Annotated in this window: 22 protein-coding genes; 14 read left to right on the top strand and 8 right to left on the bottom strand. The window is 75.2% G+C overall.

Annotation, left to right across the window (positions count from 1 at the left end; translation table 11 throughout):
• Nucleotides 1–19 precede the first annotated feature (19 nt).
• The 5 genes from ACGF7U_RS12845 to ACGF7U_RS12825 all read left to right on the top strand — a co-directional run bounded on the left by ACGF7U_RS12845 (nucleotide 20) and on the right by ACGF7U_RS12825 (nucleotide 5101).
• Nucleotides 20–1663, top strand: a complete 1644-nt coding sequence (locus ACGF7U_RS12845) for a hypothetical protein (RefSeq protein WP_393105893.1) — start codon at nucleotides 20–22, stop codon at nucleotides 1661–1663.
• A 569-nt stretch (nucleotides 1664–2232) separates the two neighbouring features.
• A complete protein-coding gene (locus ACGF7U_RS12840; RefSeq protein WP_007465625.1) occupies nucleotides 2233–2442 on the top strand; it encodes a helix-turn-helix domain-containing protein in 210 nt (69 codons plus the stop codon).
• Between the two features lie 218 nt (nucleotides 2443–2660).
• Nucleotides 2661–2762, top strand: a complete 102-nt coding sequence (locus ACGF7U_RS12835) for a 30S ribosomal protein bS22 (protein ID WP_007465623.1) — start codon at nucleotides 2661–2663, stop codon at nucleotides 2760–2762.
• A 120-nt stretch (nucleotides 2763–2882) separates the two neighbouring features.
• Entirely contained in the window at nucleotides 2883–3956 is a 1074-nt protein-coding gene (locus ACGF7U_RS12830) for an NAD-dependent epimerase/dehydratase family protein (RefSeq protein ID WP_393105891.1), read from the top strand.
• Nucleotides 3957–4219: 263 nt separating this feature from the next.
• Nucleotides 4220–5101 carry a lysophospholipid acyltransferase family protein gene (locus tag ACGF7U_RS12825; RefSeq protein WP_393106262.1) on the top strand — a complete coding sequence of 294 codons (882 nt, stop codon included), beginning with the start codon at nucleotides 4220–4222 and terminating at the stop codon, nucleotides 5099–5101.
• A 22-nt stretch (nucleotides 5102–5123) separates the two neighbouring features.
• On the opposite strand, the gene ACGF7U_RS12820 is transcribed toward ACGF7U_RS12825, so the two are convergent.
• The 3 genes from ACGF7U_RS12820 to ACGF7U_RS12810 form a co-directional block, all read right to left on the bottom strand.
• Entirely contained in the window at nucleotides 5124–5999 is an 876-nt protein-coding gene (locus ACGF7U_RS12820; RefSeq protein ID WP_393105889.1) for an HAD family hydrolase, read from the bottom strand.
• A gap of 120 nt (nucleotides 6000–6119) precedes the next feature.
• Nucleotides 6120–6992, bottom strand: a complete 873-nt coding sequence (locus ACGF7U_RS12815) for a DUF5667 domain-containing protein (protein WP_393105887.1) — start codon at nucleotides 6990–6992, stop codon at nucleotides 6120–6122.
• A 287-nt stretch (nucleotides 6993–7279) separates the two neighbouring features.
• Nucleotides 7280–8236, bottom strand: a complete 957-nt coding sequence (locus ACGF7U_RS12810; protein ID WP_393105885.1) for an ECF subfamily RNA polymerase sigma factor, BldN family — start codon at nucleotides 8234–8236, stop codon at nucleotides 7280–7282.
• Nucleotides 8237–8832: 596 nt separating this feature from the next.
• Between ACGF7U_RS12810 and ACGF7U_RS12805 the strand changes: the two genes are divergently transcribed.
• Genes ACGF7U_RS12805 through ACGF7U_RS12795 form a run of 3 tightly spaced genes read left to right on the top strand, consistent with a single transcriptional unit; the run spans nucleotide 8833 to nucleotide 11475 of the window.
• Nucleotides 8833–10533 (top strand): AMP-binding protein, encoded by a 1701-nt coding sequence (locus tag ACGF7U_RS12805; RefSeq protein ID WP_393105883.1) that lies wholly within the window; start codon nucleotides 8833–8835, stop codon nucleotides 10531–10533.
• Entirely contained in the window at nucleotides 10526–10777 is a 252-nt protein-coding gene (locus ACGF7U_RS12800) for a glutaredoxin family protein (RefSeq protein WP_350707036.1), read from the top strand. Before ACGF7U_RS12805 ends, ACGF7U_RS12800 begins: the two co-directional genes overlap by 8 nt.
• Before the next feature lie 20 nt (nucleotides 10778–10797).
• Nucleotides 10798–11475 (top strand): HAD family hydrolase, encoded by a 678-nt coding sequence (locus ACGF7U_RS12795; protein WP_393105881.1) that lies wholly within the window; start codon nucleotides 10798–10800, stop codon nucleotides 11473–11475.
• On the opposite strand, the gene ACGF7U_RS12790 is transcribed toward ACGF7U_RS12795, so the two are convergent.
• A complete protein-coding gene (locus tag ACGF7U_RS12790; RefSeq protein ID WP_393105879.1) occupies nucleotides 11460–12113 on the bottom strand; it encodes a response regulator transcription factor in 654 nt (217 codons plus the stop codon). The genes ACGF7U_RS12795 and ACGF7U_RS12790 overlap by 16 nt on opposite strands.
• Before the next feature lie 24 nt (nucleotides 12114–12137).
• Complete coding sequence (locus tag ACGF7U_RS12785) at nucleotides 12138–13436, bottom strand: sensor histidine kinase (protein WP_393105878.1); 1299 nt, start codon at nucleotides 13434–13436, stop codon at nucleotides 12138–12140.
• A 434-nt stretch (nucleotides 13437–13870) separates the two neighbouring features.
• On the opposite strand from ACGF7U_RS12785, the gene ACGF7U_RS12780 reads away from it, so the two are divergent.
• The 5 genes from ACGF7U_RS12780 to hemB are packed head-to-tail and all read left to right on the top strand — an operon-like array spanning nucleotide 13871 to nucleotide 19580.
• Nucleotides 13871–14641, top strand: a complete 771-nt coding sequence (locus ACGF7U_RS12780; protein ID WP_393105876.1) for a redox-sensing transcriptional repressor Rex — start codon at nucleotides 13871–13873, stop codon at nucleotides 14639–14641.
• Complete coding sequence (locus ACGF7U_RS12775; protein ID WP_393105874.1) at nucleotides 14638–16032, top strand: glutamyl-tRNA reductase; 1395 nt, start codon at nucleotides 14638–14640, stop codon at nucleotides 16030–16032. Before ACGF7U_RS12780 ends, ACGF7U_RS12775 begins: the two co-directional genes overlap by 4 nt.
• Nucleotides 16029–16997, top strand: a complete 969-nt coding sequence (gene hemC / locus ACGF7U_RS12770) for a hydroxymethylbilane synthase (RefSeq protein WP_393105872.1) — start codon at nucleotides 16029–16031, stop codon at nucleotides 16995–16997. Before ACGF7U_RS12775 ends, hemC begins: the two co-directional genes overlap by 4 nt.
• Nucleotides 16994–18574, top strand: a complete 1581-nt coding sequence (locus tag ACGF7U_RS12765) for a uroporphyrinogen-III synthase (RefSeq protein WP_393105870.1) — start codon at nucleotides 16994–16996, stop codon at nucleotides 18572–18574. Before hemC ends, ACGF7U_RS12765 begins: the two co-directional genes overlap by 4 nt.
• A gap of 22 nt (nucleotides 18575–18596) precedes the next feature.
• Nucleotides 18597–19580: a porphobilinogen synthase gene (gene hemB, locus ACGF7U_RS12760; protein ID WP_393105868.1), complete on the top strand. Its 984-nt coding sequence runs from the start codon at nucleotides 18597–18599 to the stop codon at nucleotides 19578–19580.
• Nucleotides 19581–19762: 182 nt separating this feature from the next.
• Here hemB and ACGF7U_RS12755 read toward each other — a convergent pair whose 3' ends face one another.
• The 3 genes from ACGF7U_RS12755 to ACGF7U_RS12745 all read right to left on the bottom strand — a co-directional run bounded on the left by ACGF7U_RS12755 (nucleotide 19763) and on the right by ACGF7U_RS12745 (nucleotide 25532).
• Nucleotides 19763–23041, bottom strand: a complete 3279-nt coding sequence (locus tag ACGF7U_RS12755) for a lamin tail domain-containing protein (RefSeq protein ID WP_393105866.1) — start codon at nucleotides 23039–23041, stop codon at nucleotides 19763–19765.
• Nucleotides 23042–23138: 97 nt separating this feature from the next.
• On the bottom strand, nucleotides 23139–24155 hold the full coding sequence (locus tag ACGF7U_RS12750) for a GNAT family N-acetyltransferase (protein ID WP_393106260.1): 1017 nt from the start codon (nucleotides 24153–24155) through the stop codon (nucleotides 23139–23141).
• 72 nt (nucleotides 24156–24227) lie between these two features.
• Nucleotides 24228–25532 (bottom strand): lytic murein transglycosylase, encoded by a 1305-nt coding sequence (locus tag ACGF7U_RS12745; RefSeq protein ID WP_393106258.1) that lies wholly within the window; start codon nucleotides 25530–25532, stop codon nucleotides 24228–24230.
• Between the two features lie 356 nt (nucleotides 25533–25888).
• On the opposite strand from ACGF7U_RS12745, the gene ACGF7U_RS12740 reads away from it, so the two are divergent.
• The gene (locus tag ACGF7U_RS12740) at nucleotides 25889–26113 is read left to right on the top strand and encodes a zinc ribbon domain-containing protein (RefSeq protein WP_393105864.1); all 225 of its coding nucleotides are present in this window, start codon (nucleotides 25889–25891) and stop codon (nucleotides 26111–26113) included.
• Nucleotides 26114–26158: the final 45 nt, after the last annotated feature.

The raw sequence follows: 26158 nt of genomic DNA, 5'->3' as shown, positions 1-26158 counted from the left end.
TGGTCGTACCCTTCGCCGGGTGACTGACGGGCAGCCCGGGGCGGACGATCGACCGCTGGCGGACGACGCGCCGGGGGCCGGAACGGGACCGGCCGACGCCCGGCCCGCCCCCGCGCCGCCCACCCCCGACCCGCCGCCCACCCCGCCGCTGCGGACCGACCCGAGCCCGCCCGCCGCGCCGCCCGACCCGGGCCCGCCCGTCGAGTCGCCCACGTCCGTCGTGCCGGCCGCACCGGCCGCGCCCGTCGTGCCGGCCGCACCGGCCGCGCCCGTCGTGCCGGCCGCGCCCGCCGGAGCGGAGCTGGCCCCGTCGGCCGAGCAGGCCGGGCCGGGGCTGTCGACCGCCCATCCCGCCGCGACCGGGCCGGCCGGCCCCGACGTCGTGCGGGCGGCCCGTCCCGGGCGGGCGTCGCGGCGGCTCCGGCCGCTCTGGGCGGCGCTCGCGGCGGTCGTGGTGATGCTCGCCTGCGGCCTGCCCACGGCGTTGCTGGCCAACCTGGCGCGCGACAACACCGGGCCCCTGCCGGGGCGCTCCTCCAGCGCGGCCGACGACCCTGCCACGCGGGCCGCCCGCCAGCTCGGCGAGCGGATGAACACGGAGCTGGCGCGGCAGTCGGCCGCCCTGCTCGGCGGGGACCGGGCCGGGTTCCTGGCCGTCGCCGAGCCCGTCGCCCACCCGGACCTGCGCCGCCGGTACGCCGCGCTGCGGGCGCTGCGGGTGACCACGTGGCAGGCCGAGGCGACCGGCCTGCCCACCCCGGTCGAGGGCCGGCCCGGCGAGTGGCGCTTGCTGGTCGAGTACCGGTACTGCTTCGTCGTGCCGGACTGCCGCACCAGCCCGGTGCTGACCGGCACCCGCTGGCGGGCGGGGGAGCGGCCCCGGCTGCTCGCCGTCGAGCCGTCCCGGTCGGCGGAGACGGGCACCCGGCCCTGGGAGGCCAGCGAGCTGGCCGCCGCCGTCGGTCCGCGCACCCTCGTGGCCACCACCCCCGCCCTGCGCGGGAAGCTGCCCGGCCTGCTCGCCCAGGCGGAGGCGGCCGCCACGGTCGCCGACACGTACGCCGTCGGCGACCGGAAGCCGGACCGGTACCGGATCTTCTACGCCGGTCCCGCCGAGTGGCGGCGCTGGTACGGCGGCGGCCGTCCGAAGTGGACCGGCGGGTACGCGGTCACCGTCGGCGGCGGCCACCACGAGGTGGTGCTCAACGCCGACGGGCTGGTGTCCAGCGGGGTGGACGACCTGCTCCGGCACGAGCTGACCCACGCCGCCTCGCTGCCCGAGCGGGGCTACCCGGGCAAGGGCACCTGGTGGCTGGTCGAGGGACTGGCCGAACACGCCGGCGCGGACGGCCAGCCCGTCGACCGGTACGAGGGACTGGCCGAGGTGCGGCGGCTGGCGGGCGGCGGCTGGGACGGCCGGCTCGACAGCCTCACCCCCGCCGCCGACGCCCCGGCCGACCGGGTCAGCGGCAGCTACGGCATCTCCTACCTGGCCGTCCGGCACCTGGTCGACCGGTTCGGCCCGGAGCGGATGCTGGCCTTCTTCGCGGCCGTTGTGCACGAGCGCCGCCCGTTGGCCGACGCCGCCGAGGCGACCTTCGGTGAGCCGTGGAACGCCCTGCACGACGAGTGCGTCGCGTACGTCCGTGCCGTGGTCGACTGAGCGGCATCCCGGCCCGCCGGCGGGCCACGCACCGGACCCGGCCCGCCGGCGGGCCACGCACCGGACCGGCGCGCCGCGCGACGGCGTGGCCGTGGACGACGCGCAGCCCGGGGCGTTCATGATCGACCGCTGTCGGGCGCCGTCCGGCGACCTGACACACTGGTGCACGCTCCCAGCGCGGAGCCCCGGTCCGCGTCCGGAAGCGGTCCGGGGCACCCGCCCGGTGGTTCCGGTGGCGCCGCCGGAACCACCGGGCGCCTTCCGCGCTGCGGAGGTGTTCGTGACGGCGGCCGAGGCGCACCCCGGGTGTCCCCGCGCGGCGGGCCGGGCCCCTGGACCCGGCGGCCGCGTCGCGGGCGGAACGAGGACCGATCGGACGACGGGCGCAACAGGTTCGACAACGACGTAACCGGTCGGGTGGACAACCGCCCGAAGCATGATCAGTTGTACGAAGGGATCGCGCCGGTCACAGCCGCCCCGCTACCGTACTGGTAACACGCGCGTCGCCGGTCCGGGCGGGAGGATCCCGTCCGGTGGCACGCGCCGGGCATGGGATGGGTCGGTGAGCCATGGCCGGGTCGCAGTCCGACGGTCGGCTGTCGGAGGTCAAGTTCCTCACCGTCGCCGAGGTGGCGACGGTGATGCGGGTGTCGAAGATGACCGTCTACCGCCTGGTGCACAGCGGTGAGCTCACCGCGGTCCGGGTCGGCCGGTCGTTCCGGGTGCCCGAACACGCCGTGCACGAATACCTGCGGGGCGCCTTTCAGGAGACCGCCTGAGCCGCCCGCGGGCCCCCCGCCGAGTGCGACGTAACGGGCATCGACGGGGGCGCGTTGGTCCTGCTGACGCTCTCCGGCTACCCTGGACCCGACCGTGACCGCAGGTGCGCCCCGCCGCATTCCCCGCTGGCCCGGTCCGTTGTCCGCACGCGGTCGTCGACGCCACCCGGTTGTGGTGTCATCCGGTCGCCCCGCATGTTGCATCGAAAGGCTGTCGTATGGGCTCGGTGGTCAAGAAGCGCCGCAAGCGCATGGCTAAGAAGAAGCACCGCAAGCTGCTGCGCAAGACCCGCGTCCAGCGTCGCCGTCTCGGCAAGTGACCGGGGCCGGGCCGTTGCCCGGCACCCCTCGTCACTTGCCAACTGTCGACCCTCGGAGGCTCAGGTGATCAGGCCGCGGACGTCCCGGCTCGATCCCGCCTGCCGGGGGAGGTGCGCGACATGACCCCCGGCGGCACCCCAGGTGCCCCGGGGGTCGTCGTCGTGACCGGGGTCAGCCGCTACCTCGGCGCGCACGTCGCCGCCCGGCTCGCCGCCGACCCGCGCATCGAGCGCGTCATCGGGGTCGATCCGCCGGAGCCGGGCGCCGAGTTCACGGACCTGCTCGACCGCGTCGAGCGCGTCCGCGTCGACGCCGGCTCGCTCGGCGGCCTCCTCGCCGACCTCGACGTCGACGCCGTGGTCCACCTCGCCCTGGTCACCGCCCCCGATCAGCAGCACGGCGGTCGCGCGGCGATGAAGGAGCAGAACGTCATCGGCACGATGCAGCTCCTCGCCGCCTGCCAGCGCGCGCCCCGGCTGCGCAAGCTCGTGGTCCGCTCCTCGACGGCCGCGTACGGGGCGTCGTTCCGCGACCCGGCGGTCTTCACCGAGGAGACCGAGCCGCGCGAGGTGCCGCGCGGCGGCTTCGGCCGCGACATCCTCGACATCGAGGGGTACGTCCGCGGCTTCCGGCGCCGCCGGCCCGACGTCACCGCCACCGTGCTGCGCTTCGCGCCGTTCATCGGCTCGACCGCCGACACCACGCTCACCCGCTACTTCTCCCAGCCGGTGGTGCCCACCGTCTTCGGCCGCGACCCCCGGTTGCAGTTCCTGCACTTCGACGACGCGCTGGAGGTGCTGCACCGGTCGATCGTCGAGGACCATCCGGGGACGTACAACGTGGCCGGTCCCGGGGTGCTCTCCCTCTCCCAGGCGATCCGCCGGGCCGGCCGGGTCGCCGTGCCGGTGCTGGAGCCCGGCCTCTCCGGGGCGGTCGCGTTCGCCCGCAACCTCGGCTTCGGCCGCTACGGCCTGGACCAGGTCGACCTCTTCGTGCACGGCCGGGTCGTCGACACCACCCGCCTGGAGCAGGAGTATGGCTTCACGCCCCGCTCCACCGCCGCCGCCTTCGACGACTTCATCCGCGCGCACCACGGCGGCGTCGTGGTGACCCGGGACCAGTTGGCCGTCGCGGAGCGACTCGTGCTGGAGGGGATCCGGCAGGTCCGGGCCGCCGTGCGGGAGCGCTCGTGAGCGGTCCGGGGGAGCGGCGCGACGGCCGGTACGACGTACCGCTGACTATCGGCGCGCCGAGCGCGGAGCCCGCGCGGGCGAACGGACACCGCCGGGCCGCCACGGCCGACGCGCCGGACACCACCACCGGCGACGCGACGGTCGCGGCCGACGAGCCGGACACGGCCGCCACCGACGAGCCCGTCACGGCCGCGCCCCGCCCCGCGAACGAGCCCGACGAGTCGGCCGCGACGGAGGCCGACCGGCCGGACGGAGCCGGGGACGTGCCGGCGACGGCCGGGCCGGCGGTGCCGGACCGACCGGGCGACCACTGGGACCGCAAGGTCGCCAAGGGGCTGGCGTTCCTTCGTCGCCGGCTCTCCGGCGACTACGAGGTCGACGAGTTCGGCTTCGACCCCGACATCACCGAGGCGGTCTTCCACCCGCTGCTGCGGGTGCTCTACCGGGACTGGTTCCGCACCGAGGTCACCGGCCTGGAGCACGTACCCGCCGAGGGCGCGGGCCTCGTGGTCGGCAACCACTCCGGCACCGTGGCACTGGACGCGCTGATCCTCTCGGCCGCCCTGCACGACCAGCACCCGACGCACCGCTACCTGCGGCTGCTCGGCGCCGACCTGGTCTTCCGGATGCCGGTGGTCTCCGAGATCGCCCGCAAGACGGGCGGCACGGTCGCCTGCAACCCGGACGCCGAGCGGCTGCTCGGCAACGGTGAGCTGGTCGGCGTCTTCCCGGAGGGCTTCAAGGGCATCGGCAAGCTCTACTCCGAGCGCTACAAGCTGCAACGCTTCGGCCGGGGCGGCTTCGTCTCGGCGGCGCTGCGCACCGGCACCCCGATCGTGCCGGTCGCCATCGTCGGCGGCGAGGAGATCTATCCGATGCTCGCCGACATCAAGCCCCTGGCGCGGCTGCTCAAGCTGCCCTACTTCCCGGTGACGCCGACCTTCCCGTGGCTGGGGCCGCTGGGCATGGTGCCGCTGCCGAGCAAGTGGCTCATCGAGTTCTGCCCGCCGATCCCCACCGCGCACCTGACGGACTCCGCCGACGATCCGCTGGTGGTGTTCAACCTGGCCGACCAGGTGCGGGAGACCATCCAGCAAGCCCTGCACAAGCTGCTCGAACGCCGCCCGGACCCGTTCGGCCCGTGACGCGCGGCCGGCCCGGCCGGGGTCAGCCGCCGCGGCGGCGCCGGTGCAGCGCCATCCCGGCCGTGACCGCCCCGACCACCAGCCCGGCGGCGGCGGTGGACGGCACCGCGATCTTGACGGCGCGCCGGCCGGTGCGGAAGTCGCGTACCTGCCAGCCGCGCTGCCGGGCCTCCCTGAGCAGGGCGGCGTCCGGGTTGACCGCCACCTGTCGGCCCACCGCCGAGAGCATCGGCAGGTCGTTGCAGGAGTCGCTGTAGGCGGTGCAGCGGCCGAGGTCCAGCCCTTCCACCGCGGCGAGCTGGGTGACCGCCTCGGCCTTGGCCGGGCCGTGCATCAGGTCGCCGACCAGCCGGCCCGTGTACGCCCCGTCGACGACCTCGGCGACGGTGCCGATCGCGCCGGTCAGGCCCAGCCGCGCGGCGATCACCCGGCCGATCTCCACCGGCGCCGCGCTGACCAGCCAGACCCGTTCGCCGGCGTCCAGGTGCTGCTGGGCCAGGCGGCGGGTGCCGCCCCAGATCCGGGGCGCCATCAGCTCGTCGAAGATCTCCTCGGCGAGGCGCTCCACGTCGTCCACCCGCCAGCCCTCGACGAACGCGAGCGCGGCCTCCTTGGCCTGCGACATGTCCCCGGCGTGCTCGGTGGCCAGCACCCGGAAGCGCAGTTGCTGCCAGGCGAAGCGGGCCAGGTCGGTGGTGGTGAAGTAGTTGCGCGCGGCGAGGCCCCGGGCGAACCAGTAGATCGAGGCGCCCTGCATCATCGTGTTGTCGACGTCGAAGAAGGCCGCCGCGGTCGGGTCCGGCTCCCGCGGGGCCAGCGGCGCCAGGTCGGTCTCCGCCCAGCCGGCGGTGTGACCGTGGGCGTCGGTGCTGACCGTCACCTTTCGGCTGCGGGCCACGCGGCCTCCCTCCACTGGGCCGGCGCGACGTGTGCCTGCCTCTCCGCGAGGGTAGCCGGACGCGGGTTGCCGACGGTCGCCCGGCGGATGAACTGTGGCGTGGACGGCTCGCCGGCCGGGTCAGCGTGCGCCGGGGCAGGTGGCCGGGGCCGGGCCGAGGGTGTCGCTGCCGGCGGGGGCCGGCAGGCCGCACGCGATGGCCGCGCGGAGCGCGTCGGAGCGCTTGCGGACCGCGTCCAGCAGGGCCAGCGAGCGGCGGGTGCGCTCGCGGTCGGCCCGGGTGCCGTCGTCGAGGAGACCGCCGACCGCGCGGCGCTGCCCGGTGAGGAAGGAGTTGACCGCGTCCAGCGCCGCCGGGTCGGAGCGCTGCACCGCGGCGGTGGTCAGCAGGCGTACGCCCTGACGGGTGTCCGCGTCCATGTCGTCCAGCACGGCGCTGTAGCCGTCCCGGTCCCCGCGCAGGGCGGCCGCCTCGGCCAGCCGGGTGCGGGCGAAGTCCAGGAAGAGCTGGCCCCGGCTGATGTCCGAGCTGGCCAGGGCGAGCTGGGCCCGTTCCGTCGAGCGCTTCATGCCGTACAGCGCGTCGCCGGGGACCGCGTTCTCGCTGGCGGCGGAGATGCCGGAGAGGGCGACCGCGCCGGCCGCGATGCCGACCAGGATCGCCCCGCGGGCGCGGGCCCGGCGGGCGGTGGCCGCGGGCAGCAGCCGGCTGCGACCGGTGTCGGCGACGGCCGGCTCCGGTGCGGCGGCGGCCGGTGAGCCGATGCCCTCGCGTTCGGCCGTGGCGAGCAGCATGGCCCGCAGCCCGGTGCGGAACTCCGGGTCCACCTCGACGGCCGGCGGGGCGGCGCTCAGCCGCTGCCCCACGGCGACGAGCCCGGCGAGCTGGTCGTCCGCCCGGGATCGGACGTGGTGCCGCCGGCCGCCGTTGGCCTCGTCGAGAAGCTGCGCGAAGCGCTCCGCGCGCCGACGGGAGAAGAGGTCGCTGTCCACCGCAGGCACCTCCTCTCGCTGGTCACGGCCGGTCGGCCGCTGTCATCGCCAGCGACCGGTGACGGCGTGACACACGGACGAACGTCGTGGCCGGCCGCGCTGCCGGACCTCGGGGGCCCGGGGGATGCCGGGGCTGCCACCGGTCGCACCCGGAGAAACGGTCCGCACCGGGCATGGGTTACGGGCCCGGCGGGGCCGAAATCACGGAAAGTGATGGTCGTCACGGCGTGAGAACGGCGCTGAGCTGCGCGTACTCCGATCGAGGCTCGTCGGTCCGATCCACGGGACTACGGTTGAAAGCCGTCCGGCAGCAGCCGCGCCAGCGCTCGTACCGCCCGGTACTGCAACGCCTTGATCGCGCCCTCGTTCTTGCCCATCGCGCGGGCCGTCTCGGCCACGGAGAACCCCTGCAGGAAGCGGAGCACGATGCACTCCTGCTGTTCGGGGTTGAGCTGCTTGACGGCGCTGAGCAGGGCCACGTTGGTGATGTGCTCGACGACCGCCGCCTCCGGGCTGCCCTCCGGCCCCCGGTCCTCGCGGTCGGCGTCCAGCACGTCGCCGGTGGTCACCTCCAGCCGGTAGCGGCCGGACTTGAAGTGGTCGGCCACCAGGTTGCGCGCGATGGTGACCAGCCACGCGCCGAGGTCCCGGCCCTGCCAGGTGAAGCTGCCGATCCGCTTGAGGGCGCGCAGGAAGGTGTCGGAGGTGAGGTCCTCGGCGAGCTGACGGTTGCCGACCCGGAAGTAGACGAACCGGAAGACCGTGTCGACGTACCGGTCGTAGATCAGCCCGAACGCCTCGGACTCGCCGGCCTGGGCGCGCTCGACCAGGGCCCAGACCTCCGTCGCCGGGTCGGACGGGTCCGGCCGGCTGGGGAAACCCGTCGGGGTGGCGGGGACGGCGGTCGCCGGGACCGCCGGGAGCACCGCCGTCTCGGCGGCAGACTCCTCGGCGGCCGTTGACGGTTCCGCCGTGCGGCGGCCCTGCGCCGGCATGGTGGGCCGGGCCGGCACGGCGACCCGGCCGCCGGTCGGCATCGCGTTGCCCCCCGGTGCCGCGGGGCGTGGCGGTGGCTCGTTGTGGTGCGGCCGGTGGCGGATCCGGCTCGACGCGCCCTCGCCGCGGAGCGCGAGGCTGCCCGTGTCGTCCAGCGGACCCCGGACGGCGGGTCGTTCGTTGACCGGGGCGCGGGTCGCCGGGCTGGTCAGGCCGAGCGGCCGTTCCGCGTAACCGAAGGTGGTCACCGCGCCGCCTCCGTCCCGCCGGCCGCCGACCGCGCGGGTCGGCGCGTCGGTGCCGCGCCCCCACCCGGACGGTCGGGCAGGGCTGGCTCGGGGTGTGCCGACGGGCGGCAGATCCCCTTGAGGTGCTGGTCCAATGCGCTCACAGGCACGGGGGCCTCCTCGGGCTGAGGGGTGTCGACTCACGGCAAATGGGGTGAGCCGACCCGAGTGATGATAGGGCCAACGTCACCCGCGCGTGGCAAGTCCGTTACACAGGGCGGAAGTATTTCCCGCTGTGTCGCACAGATGGCGGACCCGTTGTCCGTCGTGGGCGGTTGACTTTCGCATCGGGGCGTGGTTGCGAACGGATTTCCAGGTCAGCGGGCCTGCGGGCCGACGCGGGGCGGGCCCGTGGGCGGGGGGCGACTGAGGACCGTCGGGCGGGTCCGGGAGCGTCCCGGCGTGTCCCGTTGACGAGACCTGAGCCGTCTCGCCCGCGCACGCGGGGCGTCCCGCCGACGGGACTCGGCGCGGCCGGCGCCCCCGACGGCCCCGGGTGCGGCACGGGCCGGCGTGGGCATGGCCCGCGACCCGGTGCTGTGCCAGACTCAGCCACCGTGCAGGACGCATCCGACAGCACCGCGTCGAACCTCGCCGACCGGCTCCGCCGGGCGGCTGTCGCCCACGGCGACCGACCCGCGCTGCACTGGCGCGAACGGACCCTGAACTGGTCCGAACTGGACGCGTCGGTGACGGCCGCGGCCCGGGCCCTGGCGGACCTGACCGGCACGGCCGCGACCGCCGAGGCCCCGGCCGCCCGGTCCGTCGCCGCCGACCGGCACCCGCCCCGGGTCGCGATCGCGCTGGGCAACTCGCCGGACTTCGTGGTGGGCTACCTGGCCGCCCTGCGCGCCGGGCTGGTGGCGGTGCCGGTCAACCCCGGCCTCACCGCGCCCGAGCTGCGGCACGTGCTGGCCGACTCCGGCGCCTCGGTGCTGATCGGCACCCCGCGCGTGCGGGACCTCGTCGCCGGCGTCGCCGGGGAGCTGCCCGCGCTCACCGCCGTGCACGGCGCCCCGCCGACGGCCGACGGCGGGGGGCCGTTCCCCGTCCGGGGCGGCGACGACCTGGCGGTGCTGCTCTACACCTCCGGCACCGAGGGGCGGCCGAAGGGCGCGATGCTCACGCACCGGGCGCTGGCGGCCAACCACGAGCAGGTGGACCGCATCGACCCGCCGGTCGTCGGCCCGGACGACACCGTGCTGCTGGCGCTGCCGCTGTTCCACGCGTACGGGCTGAACTCGGGGCTGGGCGCGGTCGTCCACCATGGCGCGACCGGGCTGCTGGTCGACGAACCCGGCCCCGACGCCGGGCTGGCCGAGATCGCCCGCCGCCGGGCCAGTGTGCTGGTCGGCGTACCGTCGATGGTGGCCGCCTGGTCCGCGTCGGGCGCCGACGCGGTCGCCGCGGCGATGGCGTCGGTGCGGGTCGTCGTCTGCGGCGCCGCGCCGCTGGAGCCGGCCGTCGCGGCGCGCTTCGCCGGGGTCGCCGGTCGCCCGGTGCACGTCGGGTACGGCCTCACCGAGACCGCGCCGGTGCTCACCTCCACCCTGGTCGGCGGCGAGCCGAAGCCCGGCTCGATCGGCCGCCCGCTGCCCGGCGTCGAGCTGCGCCTGGTGGGGACGGACGGGGCCGACCTGTGGCGCGACGGCGTGGCCGAGCCGGACGACGACGCCGACGAGCTGGACCTCGCCGACCTCGCGCCGGGCACCGACCCCGGCCAGATCGTGGTGCGCGGGGCGAACCTCTTCTCCGGGTACTGGCCGGACGGCCGGGGCGGCCCCGACGCGGACGGCTGGTGGGCCACCGGCGACGTCGGGTACGCCGACTCCGACGGCGACCTCTTCCTGGTCGACCGGATCGGCGAGCTGATCCTGGTCAACGGGTTCAACGTGTACCCGCGCGAGGTCGAGCTGGTGCTCTCCGCCCACCCGGGCGTGGCCGAGTCGGCCGTACTGGGTGTGCCGCACCCGCGGACCGGCGAGACTGTCCGGGCGTACGTGGTGCCGGCGCCGGGGCGTCCGGTCAGCGGCGAGGAACTGCTCGCCCACTGCGCCCGCAACCTGGCCCGGTTCAAGTGCCCGACGGCCGTCGAGTTCGTCGACGAGCTGCCGCACTCGGTGATCGGCAAGGTACGCAAGACCCTGCTCCGGCCGGCGTCGTCCCCGGCGGCTCCGGTGCCGTCCCCGGCGGCGTCGCCGGAGACCCGCCCGCCGGCCCCGGCCGGCACCAGCACGACGGAGGAGACCGATGCGTGAGCCCCGACTCACCCTGATCACCCGACCCGGCTGCCACCTCTGCGAGGACGCGAAGGCGGCGCTGGACCGGGTGGTGGCGGTCACCGGGGACCGGTGGACCGAGAAGGACGTCACCGACGACATCGAGCTGGAACGCGAGTACGGCGACCGCCTGCCGGTGGTGCTGCTCGACGGCAAGGAGCACGGCTACTGGCGGGTGGAGGAGGAGCGGCTGCTGCGGGACCTGACCACTCCGCAGCTGTAGGTCGCCGTTATGGTGCTGCGATGACCGCTGCGCGCCCCCACCTGGTCTGGGACTGGAACGGCACCCTGCTCAACGACCTGGACCTGGTGGTCGCCTCCACCAACGTCGCCTTCGCCAGCGTCGGCGGGCCCGCCGTGACCGCCGAAGAGCACCGCGTCCGGTTCCGCCGCCCGATCGCCGACTACTACGCCGACGTGCTCGGCCAGGCGGTCGACGACGACGAGTTCGGCCGGCTGGACCGGATCTTCCACGACGCGTACCGGACCGGGCTGACTACCTGCGAGCTGGCGCACGACGCCACGGTCGCGATGGCGGCGTGGCCGGGCACCCAGTCCCTGCTGTCGATGTGGTTCCACGAGGAGCTGGTGCCGACCGTGCACACGTACGGGCTCAGCGGGCACTTCGTCCGGGTGGACGGGCTGCGCGCGAGCGTCGGCGGCGACCGCAAGGCCGAGTCGCTGCGGGCGCACCTGGCCGGGCTGGGCGTGGACGGCCGGGACGTGGTGCTGATCGGCGACTCCATCGACGACGCCGACGCCGCCCTGTCCGTGGGCGGCCGTGCCGTCCTCTACACCGGCGGGTTCACCGACCCGGCCCGCCTGCGCGCCTCCGGCCACCCGGTCGCGGACACCCTCACCGAGGCGGTGAGGGTGGCGGCCGCCCTGTCCGAACCGGCGGCCGATCAGTTGCGCAGGTAGGCCAGGACGGCCAGCACGCGGCGGTGCTGCTCCGTGTCGGGCGGGAGCTGGAGCTTGGTGAAGATGTTCCGCACGTGCTTCTCGACGGCGCCGTCGCTGACGACCAGGGTCCGGGCGATCGCCGTGTTCGAGCGGCCCTCGGCCATCAGGCCGAGCACCTCGCGTTCGCGCGGGGTGAGCTCGCGCAGCGGGTCGTCGCGGCGGCGCCGGGCGAAGAGCTGGCCGACCACCTCCGGGTCGAGCACCGTCCCGCCGGCGGCCACCCGGTCCAGCGCGTCGAGGAACTCGTCGATCGCGGCCACCCGGTCCTTCAGCAGGTAGCCGATCCCGCCCCCGCCGCCGCCGGTCGTGGCGAGCAGGTCGTCGGCGTACGACACCTCGACGTACTGGGAGAGGACCAGGATCGGGGTGCGGGGCACCAACCGCCGGGCCTCGACCGCCGCGCGCAGCCCCTCGTCGGTGTGCGAGGGCGGCATCCGGACGTCGACGATCGACACGTCCGGCCGGTGCGCGACCACCGCCGCCACCAGCGCCTCGCCGTCGGCGACCGCGGCCACCACCTCGTGCCCGCGCTCGCTGAGCAGGCGTACGAGCCCTTCCCGGAGCAGCACGGCGTCATCCGCGATCACGATCCGCATGGTGCGTTGTCTATCACGTCCGCGTCACAGCGGGAGTTCCGCGCGGATCTCGGTGGGCCCGCCGGCCGGGCTGGTCACCGAGAGCCGACCGCCGGCGGCGCGAACCCGGTCGGCGATGCCGATCAGCCCGTGCCCCTTGGCCAGGTGGGCGCCGCCCTGGCCGTCGTCGCCGACACCGACCTCCAGCCGCCCGTCGCGACGGGCCACGGTGACCTGGCACTCGGTCGCCCGGCTGTGCTTGGCGACGTTCGTCAGCGCCTCGGCCACCACGAAGTACGCGGTGCTCTCCACCGCCGGGTCGAGCCGGCCGGCGGGGCTGGCCAGCTCCGGGTCCACCCGCAGCTCGATCGGGATCAGCCCGCGCCCGGCCAGCGCCGCCAGGGCGCTGGGCAGGCCCCGGTCGACCAGGACCGGCGGCGCGATGCCCCGGGAGAGGGCGCGCAGCTCGGCGAGCGTCTCCCGGGTCTGGGTGACCGCCTCGTCCAGGGTGCGCCCGGCGGCCTCCGGGTCGGAGGCGAGCTGCTGACGGGCCCGGCTGAGGTCCATGGCGAGCCGGACCAGCCGCTGTTGCGGGCCGTCGTGGATGTCCCGCTCCAGCCGGCGCAGCGCGCTCGCCTCGGCCGACACGGCGGCCCGCTTCTGCTCCTCCAGCACGGTGATCCGGTTGCGCATCTCGGCCACGCCGGTGAGCAGGGCCCGGCCGAAGCCGGCCTGGAGCAGCGCGCAGCCCCGGGCCACGATCGGCAGGGTGATCAGGAAGAACAGCCCGATCGCGGTGTGCAGGCCGATCCGGGCGACGGTCGAGGTGCCCAGGCCCAGGAGCTGGGGAAGGTCGACGTCCTCCGGGTCGCCGTGCGGCAGCGCCCAGTCGTACGCCCAGTAGAGCGTGCCGGCGACGGCGCCGGCCCACCAGACGAGCGTGACCACGAAGGTGACGATGGCCACGATCACCTTGAGGATGCCGTGCGCCAGGTCGAGCCAGGACTGCGCGTCCCCCATCGGTACGAAGATCCGTCGCCAGGCGCTCGCGCCGGGCTCGGCGAGCCGGTACTGCGGGCGGATCCGGGACTGGTGCAGGACGGTGGGGAGGCGGAGCCGCTCGATGTCGGCCAGCCCTCGGGCGGCGTAGAGGGTGCCGCTGAGGATGGGCAGGCCGATCACCGTCACCACGAGCCCGAGGCCCGCCGCGAGGCCCACCAGCAGGACCACGAAGCTGGCGAGGGCCAGCGGGAGGCCCAGCAGCACGTAGCCGGAGTCCAGGAGGAGCTGGCGGGAGATGGTCGGTGCCGGCGCGGGCTGTTCGGCGGCGGGTACGGCGGTCATGCCACGAGGCTAGGCAGCGCGGGGCGCCGGACCCATCCCGCCGACCCGCCTCTCCGGCGTAGGGCTGTCCCTACCGTGACGGCGCGCCGGCGCGGCGGGCCGAGGGCGTCGAGTCGCGCCGCGCGGGGTCGGGCCGGTCCGGCGTGACGTAATCGGCGGCGAGCCGCGCTCGCGCGATTGGTCAGAGAAGTCGTAATTGAGCAATAATCGCCGAGCGGCGCCGGCGGAGGTCGCCCGATCGATCTTGCGGAATGGAGGGCCAGGTGAAGCCGCGTCGCGAGCTTTCAAGATCGCGATTTGTGCACGCCTTCACAAGCGCCTACTCTGTGATTCCGACGCGCCCTGCTAGCACAGCCGGCAATCTCGGTCGCCAGCGGGAGTCCCGAAACGGCCGGCCGCTGGAGCTGGCCGAGGATCGCACCGCACGGAGTCTCATGAGTCAGCACCGTCACCCTGGCGCGCCCGGTCGCGCCGGTGCCGTACCGGCGCTCCCGGACCTGCCCGAGGCGACCGTCGCGCGGCTCCCCGAATACCTCCGTGCCCTGCACAACCTCGCCGAGACCGGTCACGAGACGGTGTCCAGCGAGGGGCTGGCCAGCGCCGCGGGCGTGAACTCCGCCAAGCTGCGCAAGGACCTCTCGCACCTCGGCTCGTACGGCACCCGGGGCGTCGGCTACGACGTGGCGCTGCTGATCGACCAGATCGAGTTCGTGCTCGGGCTCACCCAGCGCCGGGCGGTCGCCCTCGTCGGCGTGGGTAATCTCGGTCACGCGCTGGCCGGCTACGACGGCTTCGCCAGCCGCGGCTTCCGGATCGCCGCGCTCTTCGACGCCGACCCGGGACGCGTCGGCGAGGAGATCAACGGGCTGGTCGTCCGGCACATCGACGAGCTGCCCCGGGTCGCCGCCGAGGAGTCCATCGCCATCGGCGTGATCGCCACCCCGGCCCCGGCCGCCCAGGCGGTCGCCGACCAGCTCGTGGCCGTCGGTGTGACGAGCATCCTGAACTTCGCCCCGTGCGTACTCTCGGTTCCGGAGGGGGTCGACGTGCGCAAGGTCGACCTCGCCATCGAGCTGCAGATCCTGTCCTTCCACGAGCACCGCAAGGCATCGCTGACCGCGCTCCCCGCCACCGGCGGGTCCGCCCTCACCGCCCTGCCGGGCGGGCTCGCGGTCACCGACACCCAGGAGGCGATCGGCACGTGAAACTGCTCGTCGTCGGTGCGTCGTACCGCACCGCTCCCGTCGCCACGCTGGAGCAGCTCGCGGTCGCCCCCGCCGATCTCACCCGCACCCTGGACCGCCTGGTCGCGCAGCCGTACGTGACCGAGGCCGTCCTCGTCTCCACCTGCAACCGGGTGGAGGTCTACGCCGCCGTGTCCGGTTTCCACGGCGGCCTCGGCGACATCTGCGCGGTGCTGGCCGACCACGCCGGGTCCCAGCCGGCCGCGCTCGCCAACCACCTCTACGTGCACTTCGACGCCGCCGCCGTGGAGCACGTCTTCCGGGTCGCCGCCGGGCTCGACTCGATGGTGGTGGGCGAGGCCCAGATCCTCGGCCAGCTCCGCGACGCGTACCACTCGGCGACCGGGGCCGACACCGCCGGCCGGCTGCTGCACGAGCTGATGCAGCAGGCGCTGCGGGTCGGCAAGCGGGCCCACGCGGAGACCGGCATCGACCGGGCCGGCCAGAGCGTGGTGACCGCCGCGCTGGAGCTGGCCGCCGGGCACCTCGACGGCGACCTCGCCGGCCGCCCGGCGCTGGTGGTCGGGGCGGGCGCGATGGGCTCGCTGGGCGTGGCCACGCTGTCCCGGCTCGGCGCCGGGCCGATCACCGTGACCAACCGGGGGGCCGACCGGGCCGTCCGGCTGGCCGAGGCGTACGGGGCCAGCGCGACGCCGATGGCGGAGCTGACCACCGCGCTCTCCACAGTGGACATCGTAGTGGCCGCCACCGCGGCCACCGAAGCGGTCCTCACCCGCGAGGTGGTCACCCGGGCGCTCGCCGGGCGTGACCGCGGGCGGGGGCCGCTGGTCCTGCTCGACCTGGCCGTGCCCCGCGACGTCGAGCCCGGCGTAGCCGAGCTGCCCGGCGTCGAGGTGATCGACATCGACCGGATGGCGGGGCTGCTCGCCGACGGGCCCGTCGCCGCCGACGCCGCCGCCGTCGAGCGGATCGTGGCCGGCGAGGTCGACGCCTTCCTCACCTGGCTGCGCGGTGCCGACGTGGCGCCCACCGTGGCCGCCCTGCGCGGCCGCGCCGACGACGTGGTCACCGCCGAGCTGCGCCGGCTCGCCCAGCGCCGCCCGGACCTCACCGACGACCAGCGCGCCGAGGTCGCCCGGACGGTGCACCGGGTGGTCCAGCGGCTGCTGCACCAGCCCACCGTGCGGGTCCGCCAGCTCGCCGCGGAGCCCGGCGGCGACCAGTACGCGGCACTGCTGCGCGAGCTGTTCGACCTCCAGGTGCCGCAGACGTCCCCGGTCGACACCGTCCCCGACGTCGTGGACAGCGACGTCGTGCCGCTGTTCGGCCTCGCCGACGTCCCGCCGTCGTCCGGCCCCGCCGACGTTCCGCCCACCGGAGGTGAGCGATGAGCACGCCCCTGCGCCTCGGTACCCGGGGCAGCGCCCTCGCGATGGCCCAGTCCGGCCACGTCGCCGAGGCCCTGACGGCCGCCACCGGGCGCCCGGTCGAGCTGGTCGAGGTGGTCACCGCCGGCGATCGCTCCTCCGCGCCGGTGCACCGGCTCGGCGTCGGCGTCTTCGTCTCCGCGCTGCGCGACGCGCTGACCGCCGGCGAGATCGACTTCGCGGTGCACTCCTACAAGGACCTGCCCACCGCGGCGGCGCCCGGGCTGCACATCGCGGCGGTGCCGACCCGGCAGGACCCGCGGGACGCGCTGGTCGCCCGCGACGGCCGGACGCTCACCGAGCTGTCGACCGGCGCGACCGTCGGCACCGGTGCGCTGCGCCGCATCGCCCAACTGCACGCGCTCGGGATGCAGTTGGAGGTCACCCCGATCCGGGGCAACGTCGACAGCCGCCTCGCGCGGGTGCTCGGCCCGGCGGCCGACCTGGACGCCGTCGTCCTGGCGCGGGCCGGGCTGGCCCGGCTCGGGCGGACCGACGTGATCACCGAGACGCTCGACCCGATGCTGATGCTGCCGGCGCCCGCCCAGGGCGCGCTGGCGGTGGAGTGCCGGATCGACGACACGGACCTGGTCGAGCTGCTCGCGGTGCTCGACCACGCACCGTCCCGCGCCGCGGTCGTCGCGGAGCGGGCGCTGTTGGCCACCCTGGAGGCCGGATGCTCCGCTCCGGTCGCCGCCTACGCCGAACTCGCCGAGGGCGACGCCGGTGAGGAGATCTACCTGCGCGGAGCGGTGATCAGCCCGGACGGCACGAGAGACCTCCGGCTGTCCCGCACCGGAACGCCCGCCGACGCGGCGGAGATCGGCAAGGCACTCGCCGCCGAACTCCTCGACCTCGGCGCCGACTCGATCCTCGGCCAAGAAGGACACGCCGGCCCGGGGACCCAGCAATTTGGGAGCACAGAATGACCCGCACCCGTAAGCCCGTAGGCCGTATCGCGTTCGTCGGGGCCGGTCCCGGCGACCCGGGCCTGCTGACCCGCCGGGCGCACGACGCCCTGGTCGACGCGGACCAGGTGGTGTACGACCGGGGAGTCCCCGAGTCGCTGCTCGACGCCGTCCGCGCCCAGGCCAGGTCCGACGCCCAGTTCACCCCGGCGGAGGGCGCGCCCGGTGACGTGGCGAAGGTGCTGATCTCGGCGGCCCGGTCCGGGCTGAACGCGGTGCACCTGGTCGCCGGCGACCCGTTCGGCCACGAGTCGGTGGTCCGGGAGGTGCAGGCGGTGGCGCGTACCGCCGCGCACTTCGAGGTGGTCCCGGGCGTCGGGCAGGCCGAGGGTGTGGCGACCTACGCCGGCGTGCCGCTGCCGGGCGTACGCACGGCGGCCGACGTCGAGGACGTCAGCACGCTGGACTTCGACGCGCTGGCCGCGGCCGTCGGCCGGGGCTCGCTGGCCCTGGCCGTGGACGCCGGTGACCTCGCCGCGATCCGCGACGGGCTGCTGGCCGCCGGGGTGGACGGCGCCACCGGCGTGGGGGTGACCGGCGACGGCACCGGCGAGACGCAGTACACCACCACGTCGACCGTGGACTCCTTCGTGGCGGCGGCGCTCGGCTTCACCGGCCGCGTGGTGCTCACCGTCGGCGAGGGCGTCGGCCAGCGGGACAAGCTGAGCTGGTGGGAGAACCGGCCGCTGTACGGCTGGAAGGTCCTCGTGCCCCGCACCAAGGAGCAGGCCGGCGTGATGAGCGCGCGGCTGCGGGCGTACGGGGCCATCCCCTGCGAGGTGCCGACGATCGCGGTCGAGCCGCCGCGGACCCCGGCGCAGATGGAGCGGGCGGTCAAGGGCCTCGTCGACGGCCGGTACGCCTGGGTGATCTTCACCTCGGTGAACGCCGTCCGCGCGGTCTGGGAGAAGTTCGCCGAGCACGGCCTGGACGCCCGGCACTTCGGCGGCGTCAAGATCGCCTGCATCGGCGAGGCGACGGCCGACGCCGTCCGCGCGTTCGGCATCCAGCCCGAGCTGATCCCGGCGGGGGAGCAGTCCTCCGAGGGGCTGCTGGCCGAGTTCTCGCCGCACGACGAGATCCTCGACCCGGTCGGCCGGGTGTTGCTGCCGCGCGCCGACATCGCCACCGAGACCCTCGCCGCCGGGCTCACCGAGCGGGGCTGGGAGGTCGACGACGTGACCGCGTACCGGACCGTCCGGGCCGCCCCGCCGCCCGCCGAGATCCGGGACGCGATCAAGTCCGGCGGCTTCGACGCGGTGCTTTTCACCTCGTCCTCCACGGTGCGGAACCTGGTCGGCATCGCCGGGAAGCCGCACGCCCGTACCGTTGTTGCAGTCATCGGGCCCAAGACGGCGGAGACGGCGACGGAGTTCGGCCTGCGGGTCGACGTCCAGCCGCCCCACGCCTCGGTCCCCGACCTGGTGGAGGCGCTCGCCGCCTACGCCGTCGAGCTGCGCGAGAAGCTCGCCGCCATGCCGGCGAAGCAGCGCCGCGGCTCGAAGGTGCAGGGGCCGACCGCCCTGAGGTTCCGGTAGTCGTCGTAGCAGGAGGCCCGTGATGCCGTACCCCGAGATCCGGCCCCGCCGGCTGCGCCGCAACGCGGCCGTCCGGCGGCTGGTGGCCGAGACCCGCATCGACCCGGCCGAGCTGGTCGTGCCGATGTTCGTCAAGGAAGGGCTGACGGAACCGCGGGCGATCGCGTCGCTCCCGGGGGTGCTCCAGCACTCCCGGGAGTCGCTGCGCAAGGCCGCCGCCGAGGCGGTCCAGGCGGGCGTCGGCGGGATCATGCTCTTCGGCGTGCCCGAGCGGCGCGACGCCACCGGGTCCGGCGGGATCGACCCGGACGGCATCCTCAACGTCGCGATCCGCGACGTCGTCGCCGAGGTGGGCGACGCCACGGTGGTGATGAGCGACCTCTGCCTGGACGAGTTCACCTCGCACGGCCACTGCGGCCTGCTCACCCCCGACGGCGGCGTCGACAACGACGCCACCCTGGAGGCGTACGCCGAGATGGCGGTCGCCCAGGCCGCCGCCGGGGTCGGGATGGTCGGGCCGTCCGGGATGATGGACGGCCAGGTCGGCGTGGTGCGCCGGGCGCTCGACGCCGCGGGCCACCAAGACGTGGCCGTGCTGGCGTACGCCGTCAAGTACGCCTCGGCCTTCTTCGGCCCGTTCCGTGAGGCGGTGGAGTCGGCCCTGGAAGGCGACCGGCACACCTACCAGCAGGACCCGGCCAACCTGCGGGAGTCACTGCGCGAGGTCGAGCTGGACGTCGCCGAGGGCGCCGACCTCGTGATGGTCAAGCCGGCGCTGCCGTACCTCGACGTGGTGTCGGCGGTCCGCGCGGCGGTCGACGTCCCGGTCGCCGCCTACCAGGTCTCCGGCGAGTACGCGATGGTGGAGGCGGCCGCCGCGAACGGCTGGATCGACCGGGAGCGGGCCATGCTGGAGTCGCTGACCTCGATCCGGCGGGCCGGCGCGCAGATCATCCTCACCTACTGGGCGGTCGAGGCCGCCCAGCTCCTCCGCCAGCGCTACTGACCGCTCCCGACGCGGAGAGTCCCGCCCCCGCCTCGCGTGGGCCGGCAGATGTGCTGGTCAGAAGGGCGACTGCGGGCGGGGCGCGCCGACCGGGACGGTGACGGCACGACCGACGCCCCCGCCGAACCAGAGACGGCCCGCCGGCCAGGGAACCCCCTGGCCGGCGGGCCGTCGAACGACGTTCAGTCGTCGTCGGTGATGGTGCCCACCGCGACCGGGTCGGCGAGGCGCAGCCCGGGCACGCCGGCCACCAGCAGCGTCAGCTTCTCGTCGGCCTCCCGCTTCCGGTCACCGTGCACGGTCACCGGGAAGGCCAGCGAGGTCTGCCCGGCGGCCAGGACCTTGCAGCCGACGTACGGGTCGTAGTCGGCGCCGGCCTGGGCCGTGGTGCCGTACGTGGTGGCGCAGAGCACCACCGGCTGGGACAGCGGCCGGGACACGGTGGCGGTGAAGGCGAGCTGCCGAGCGCCCTTGTCGCCCTCGACAACCGACACGTCGGCGACGCTCAGCGAGGCCCGCGAGCGGAACCGGGCCACCTGCGGGTCGTGGTCGCTGGAGCCGCGCGTGCCGTCGCCGGCGTGCTCGGCCGGCCAGTCGGCGTTGATGTGCGCGGCCCGCATCTCCACCAGGTCCCGGTGCAGCGCGCCGTTGACGAACAGGTGGTCCAGCGTCTGCGCCTGCCCCTCGAAGCTGTACGAGTAGGCGGACGACGGCGCGTCGGCGAGCAGGTCGTCCCACAGGTTGCGCATGCCGGCCTCGTACAGCGGGGCGAGCTGGTCCGACGGGGTCGGTTCCGCCGCCGTGGCGATCGGGTCGTCGGGGCGGGGGAAGACGTTCAGGTCCCCGCCGTACACCACCCGCGCGTGCGGGTCCGACGCCTCGATCGCGGTGACGATCGCGGCGCCGTACGCGGCCTGCTCCCGGCGCTGCCCGACCCGGCTGTCCGGCCCGGACGAGTAGTGGTTGCTGGCGGCCCACAGCGTGTACCGCTCGGCGGAGCCGGGCGCGGCGGCGACGGTGAACCTGCCGAGCTGCGGGGCGCGGGTGAAGACGTTGTTGCCGTCCTTGCCGGTGGACGTGTCCACGTCGGCGGGGAGCACCGCGTTGAGCGCCTTCGGGTTCTGCACGTCCGCGTTGCCCGGCAGCGGTGCGCCCCGGTACGTCACCGTCGGCGTCGAACCCAGCAGCGGGTCGCCGGCGGTCGCCTCGGCCAGCGACACGCGGTCGGTGCGGTACAGGAACGCCGCGGTGATGCCCCGCGCGTCCGCGCCGCTCCGGTCGTACGCGGCGGCGTAGGCCGGGCCACCGTTCGCCGCGATGGTCAGCGCCAGGTCCTGGAGGCTGTCCGGCGCGCCGTCCGCGTTGTCGGTGGCGCCGCACACCAGCTCGCCGCCGGAGACCGCGCAGATGTCCTGGTCCTCCGCCTCCTGCACCAGGATCAGGTCCGGGGAGTGCAGGTCGGTGGTGATCTGGTCGGCCAGCGCGGCGAGCTGCTCGCGGTACTCCTGCTCGCTGCCGGGCACGTAGTCGAACGGCGGGCGCACCCCGGTGCAGCCGGCGTTGCCGGCGAAGTCGCAGCCGTCGAACGGGTCGTCGCGGTAGTCGTACAGGTTCTCGACGTTGTAGGTCGCGACCGCGACCTCCTCCGACCGGTTGGCCGGCTTCGGCGGGTTGTTCGTCGACGGGTCGGTCCCGCCGGTGAACGCGGCCCGCTCGACCTGCACGCCGTACTTCTCGAACGAGTAGTAGAGCCCGCCCACCGCGTCGGCGGTCAGCGTGTCGAAGGTGTGCGCGGGCGGGAGCAGCGCGCCGCTGTCGCCCGTGGCGCCCTTGACCCCCATGCTGCCGAGCAGGATGCGCTGGCCGTTGCCGTCGTCGAAGCGGCGGCTCGGGTCGTTGTCGAGCGGGTGCGCGTCCCGGAACACCCGGCGGGCGTACGGGTCGGCGCGGTCCAGCAGCGGGTCGTCCCGGTCGATCACGAAGATCTCGCCGTCGGCGGTGGAGGCGAAGACGTTCCGCCCGCTCACCGCGCCGGAGCCGGCCCGCACCCGCAGCCGGGCGCCCTCGTGCCGCTCCCAGAACCGCTGCGCGTCGGCCACCTCGATTGGCGGCACCGCGTCGGCCACCTCGACCTCGGCGTTGACGTCGACGCCGGAGGCGAGCTTGCGGACCAGCGAGGCGCCGGAGAGCTGGGTGAAGTTGAAGTACTCGGAGACCCGCGCCCGGAGCACCACCTCGTCGCCCACCGTCGGCACGTAGCCGCCGATCAGCGAGGTGAACGAGCCCATGAAGACGAAGATGCCGTCCGAGCTGGTCGGGTCGCCGTCGGTCGCGCCGGACCGGCTCTGCAGGAAGAAGCCGCGCTGGTCCCGGCCGGACGAGTCGCGGGCCAGGGTCAGCTGGGTGATCACGCCGCGCACGTCGTACAGCGTGCTGCTGGTGCCGTTGCCGGACGCCGGCGCGAGCGGGGACCGGTCGGCCGGGCCGGACTCGCCGTCGGCGGTCGGGCCCTGCACCTCACCGACGGTCAGCTCCCGGGTGACCTGCACCGCCAGGGCACAGGTGGCGGTGCCGCCGTCCGCGTCGGTCGCGGTCAGCACCACGGTGTACGCCCCGGCGGCCAGGTCGGCGCTCGCGGCGACGGTCGCGCGGGCGGTGCCGCCGACCGCGTCGGCCGGGGTGCCGGCCGTGCGGCTGATGGAGCCGGTGGCTGGGGTCGGGCTGACCGAGGTGACCGTCAGGTCCACGATCCGGTCGTCGGCGTCGGTGGCGGTGACCTCGCGGGTGGCCGCCGTGCCGGCCGGGGTCACCAGCGTCGGGCCGCAGGTGAGCGTCGCCGGCGCGTCGACGGGGCCGCCCCCGTCGACGGTGTGCGTGCCGAGCCCGTCGAACGTGTCGACCGGGAACCCGGCCCACTGCGCGGCCGGGTCGAACGCGTCGGCGGGGTCGGTGTCGCCGGCGGTGACGGCGGCCGACCGGCGCAGCGTGTTGTCGGCGGTGCTGGTGGCGCCGGCGCCCCACTCTGTGCCCGGGTCGACGCCGACCTGGCCGATCGAGTCGAGCACCGTGCCGCCCCGGCGCAGCACGATCGCGTCGTCGCCGTTGAACAGGCTGGCGGTCGTGGTCTGGTCGGCCCGGTCGAGGACCGCGGGCGCGGCCGAGGCGGACGCGAGCACGAAGACGTCGCCGGCCGCGACGGTCCCGCTCAGCGCCAGGTTCGTCGGGGTGGTGGAGCCGTTGAAGTGCAACTGGAGCTGGTAGCCGCCGGCGGTCAGGTCGACGGCGGCGCCGGTGCCGTTGAACAGCTCGATCGCCTTGTTGTTCGACGAGCCTTCGACGTACTCGGAGATGAACAGGTCGGTGGGCGCGGCGCTGGCCGCGGTGGGTGCGACGCCGACGGCCGCCACGGTTACGGCGGCGGTGGCGGTCGCGAGCGCGGCAAGAGTGCGGCGCGGGCGCATGAGGCCTCCACGATGGGTGGACGGGGAACTAACGCACGTTAAGGGGCGCTGCTGACCGCCGTCCATCCCCCACCGGACGGTTTCGTGAACTCTCCGGTCAGCGTCCGGCGTCGAGACGGTGCACCAGCTCGGCCACGTCGACGCTGTATTCGCACCACTCGCGGTCCGGGCGGTAGCCCAGCTCGGCGTTGACCTTCAGCATGGCCTCGTTGGCCTGGGCGTTCCAGGTCTGCACCTCGGTCAGCTCCGGCTCCGCCGAGCGCAGCTCCAGCAGCATCCGCGCCTTGATCGCCCGGTCGATGCCGTAGCCCCGGTGGTCTTGCACGACGATGGTGTCGTACTGGTCGGCGCGGGTGGGGTGCTGGGCGGGCACGACCACCTCGGTCAGGCCGGCCACCTCCCCGGTCTGCTCGTGGCGGGCCAGCACGATGTAGGGCTTCATGCCCCGCCGGTGCAGGCAGTCCAGGCTGTCCCGCAGCCGCTGCGGGTCGTACGAGCTGGGGCGCAGCTCGCCGTCCTCGACGTCGCGCACCTCCGCCTTCGCCCGGGCGTACGCGTCGATCAGGTCGTCCGGCGGCCCGCCGGGGCAGAACTCCAGGTGGTAACCCGCGCCGATGCCGGTGGCCATCCCGGCCAGCTCGGCCCAGTCCACCCCGGACAGGTCGAGCACGCTGCGCGTCTCGACGTATTCCTTCGCGAAGCCGAGCGACTCGTAGAAGGCGACGGCCGGGGTGTCGCCGACCACCTCCACCCCGATCGACTGGAAGCCCTCCTGGTAGACCCGGCGGGCGGCGACCAGGACCAGGTCACGGCCGAGCCCGTTGCGCCGCTGCGAGGGGTGCACCAGCACCTCCAGCACGCCGATGTCGCCGAGCAGGAGCACGTTCACCTGGCCGAGGATCGCTCCCGGCGCCCCGCCGGCGGCCGGTTCCGCCTGGGCGACCCAGGAGATCCGCCGCTCCCCGGGCATGACCTCGGAGAGGTATTCCCGCAGGGAACCCTCCCGCCACGGCGGATCCTGCGGCAAATCGGCCGCCAGGACCGCGTTCAGCGTGTCCAGCAGCGACGCGATCTCGGCGGACGACGCGGTCCTGGGGTCCCACTCGCGCACCATCACCTGTCTAGCTTGCCGCTAACGGCTGCCCGGCGGAAGTGTCCAGTTCTCCAATGTATGCGGACGATCACTTCACGTGCGGCTGGCCTGTCCGTACCGGTTGGCGGTGTCGAAGACGTCCTGGGCGTACTGGCGGACGTCGTTGTACGACAGGATCGCGTTCCACCAGTCGGCCGGGATGGTGAGGTTCCGGCTGCCCTTGCAGAGGTAGTTGCCGGCGGCGAGGGCGGCGTCGTCCAGGTCGTGCGGGTCCTTGACCCCGTCGTTGTCGGCGTCCGCCCCGATCTCCTGCCAGGTGGTCGGGATGAACTGCATCGGCCCGATCGCCCGGTCGAAGGTGGTGTCCTTGTCCAGCCGCCCGCCGTCGGTGTCGGCGATCCGCATCCGGTTGCCCTGCCCGTCCAGCGGCAGGCCGATGATCTCGGGAAGCGCCTTGCCGTCCTGGCCGAGCCGGGCGTTGTTGGCCTGGCCGTGCCCGGACTCGACGAAACCGATGGCGGCCAGCGTGGTCCAGCTCAGGCCGCAACTGCGGTTGGTCTGGGCGAGCACCAGCTCGGCGTAGCCGTACGCCTGCATGGCCACCGGCGAGATGCCCACCTTCGGGCCGACCTCCGCGGCCCAACCGGCGAGCGCGTCCGCGGGCCGGCCGGTGGTCACCCCGCCGACGGCCGGGCCGGTCGGCAGCGTGCCGAGTGGTGGCACCGTCTGGGTGGGCAGCGGCAGCCCGCCGGGCAGCGGCTGCTGCGGGGCCGCCGTCGGCGCGACGGAGGCGGCGTCGGCGACCGGGCGGGGCGCGCGGACCGTCGCGGGCACCAGCAGCGCGCCCGCGGCGGCGGTCGCCGCGACCAGGGCGAGCAGGAACACCCCGGGCAGGGTGAGCCGTCCGCTGGGGCGCCGCGACCAGTCCCGGGTGGCCCGGACCGCGATCGCCGCCGCCCGGCGCGGCGGCGGCAGGCGTACGGCGTGCGCGAACGGCACCCGGTGTCGGCGGGCTCGCGTGGCCGGCCCGTTGGTGAGCACGTCGACCTTCGTCGCCGCCAGGTCGTTCCTTCCCTCCGGCGTCGACCCGGCGGAGCCGCCCGCGGCGCCGGCCCCGGAACCACCGGCCTTCGTGCCGGCGCCGGAGCCATCGGCCTTCGTGCCGGCGGTGTCGCCGGGCATCGCCTTCGTAACGGGCGTGCCGGCGGATCTCGCGTCGGCGGGTGGGCCGGAGTCGCCGGGCGTGCCCGCGCCGGCCGGACGGCCTTCGGGCTTCGCGTCGGCCGCGGGCGGGCCGGCCGGCTTCGCGGCGGCGGGGGGCGGGCCCGCCGGCTTCGCGTCGGCGGGGGTGTCGGGCGCGTCGGTCGGCTTCGCGGTGGCGACCGGCCGGCTCGTGATGTCGACCGGCTCGGCGGCGGGCGGGCCGGCGACGTCGCCGGGCTTCGCGTCGGCCGTGTCGTCGCCCTGCCTCCGCGTGGCTGCGGGTGCCGACCCGGCTGGCGGGGCGTCCGGGCTGGACGGTGCGGCGGGAGGGGCCGGCGGGGCGTCGGCCGTGGTCTCGGATCTCAGCCACGGGCGGCGGGGACGGGGCGGCCGCGGCGGCGACCCGGCGGCGGCCCCGGAGCCGGCGGGTGGCCCGTCGGGCGGCACGGCCGGTCGCAGGGGCCGAAGGGTCGATCTGTCCTCGCCGTCCACCACAAGTTGAGTATCACCCATGTCTCCTCGGGAGTCAGGCCCGGCCGTACCCTGGTGTCATGCCCCGGTACGAGTTCCGTTGCCGCGCGTGCGGCGACACCTTCGAGGTCAACCGTCCGATGGCGCAGGCCGGCGAGCCGGCGCCCTGCCCGTGGGGACACACGGACACCGTCAAGCTCCTCTCCACGGTCGCCGTCACCGGCCAGGGTCGCGGCGCGGTCGGCGGCGCGGCCGCTCCCGCCGCCGGTGGTGGTGGCTGCTGCGGCGGCGCCTGCGGCTGCTGACGCGTCGGCGTCCGCCGACCGTCGGGCCGGCCCCGTCCGTCCGCG

Origin of the sequence: Micromonospora sp. NPDC047670, assembly GCF_043204915.1 — a bacterium.
Classification (GTDB): domain Bacteria; phylum Actinomycetota; class Actinomycetes; order Mycobacteriales; family Micromonosporaceae; genus Micromonospora.
The sequence above is the reverse complement of the archived record's forward strand: the minus strand, read 5'-3'. Positions and strand labels throughout refer to the sequence as shown.

Bases quoted from the DNA above. Each gene is read 5' to 3' on its own strand.
- ACGF7U_RS12840 (WP_007465625.1), top strand. From the start codon at position 2,233: ATGGCCGGGTCGCAGTCCGACGGTCGGCTGTCGGAGGTCAAGTTCCTC.
- ACGF7U_RS12800 (WP_350707036.1), top strand. From the start codon at position 10,526: ATGCGTGAGCCCCGACTCACCCTGATCACCCGACCCGGCTGCCACCTC.
- ACGF7U_RS12750 (WP_393106260.1), bottom strand. From the start codon at position 24,155: ATGGTGCGCGAGTGGGACCCCAGGACCGCGTCGTCCGCCGAGATCGCG.
- ACGF7U_RS12795 (WP_393105881.1), top strand. From the start codon at position 10,798: ATGACCGCTGCGCGCCCCCACCTGGTCTGGGACTGGAACGGCACCCTG.
- ACGF7U_RS12785 (WP_393105878.1), bottom strand. From the start codon at position 13,436: ATGACCGCCGTACCCGCCGCCGAACAGCCCGCGCCGGCACCGACCATC.
- ACGF7U_RS12780 (WP_393105876.1), top strand. From the start codon at position 13,871: ATGAGTCAGCACCGTCACCCTGGCGCGCCCGGTCGCGCCGGTGCCGTA.
- ACGF7U_RS12830 (WP_393105891.1), top strand. From the start codon at position 2,883: ATGACCCCCGGCGGCACCCCAGGTGCCCCGGGGGTCGTCGTCGTGACC.
- ACGF7U_RS12835 (WP_007465623.1), top strand. From the start codon at position 2,661: ATGGGCTCGGTGGTCAAGAAGCGCCGCAAGCGCATGGCTAAGAAGAAG.
- hemC (WP_393105872.1), top strand. From the start codon at position 16,029: ATGAGCACGCCCCTGCGCCTCGGTACCCGGGGCAGCGCCCTCGCGATG.
- hemB (WP_393105868.1), top strand. From the start codon at position 18,597: ATGCCGTACCCCGAGATCCGGCCCCGCCGGCTGCGCCGCAACGCGGCC.
- ACGF7U_RS12790 (WP_393105879.1), bottom strand. From the start codon at position 12,113: ATGCGGATCGTGATCGCGGATGACGCCGTGCTGCTCCGGGAAGGGCTC.
- ACGF7U_RS12740 (WP_393105864.1), top strand. From the start codon at position 25,889: ATGCCCCGGTACGAGTTCCGTTGCCGCGCGTGCGGCGACACCTTCGAG.
- ACGF7U_RS12765 (WP_393105870.1), top strand. From the start codon at position 16,994: ATGACCCGCACCCGTAAGCCCGTAGGCCGTATCGCGTTCGTCGGGGCC.
- ACGF7U_RS12755 (WP_393105866.1), bottom strand. From the start codon at position 23,041: ATGCGCCCGCGCCGCACTCTTGCCGCGCTCGCGACCGCCACCGCCGCC.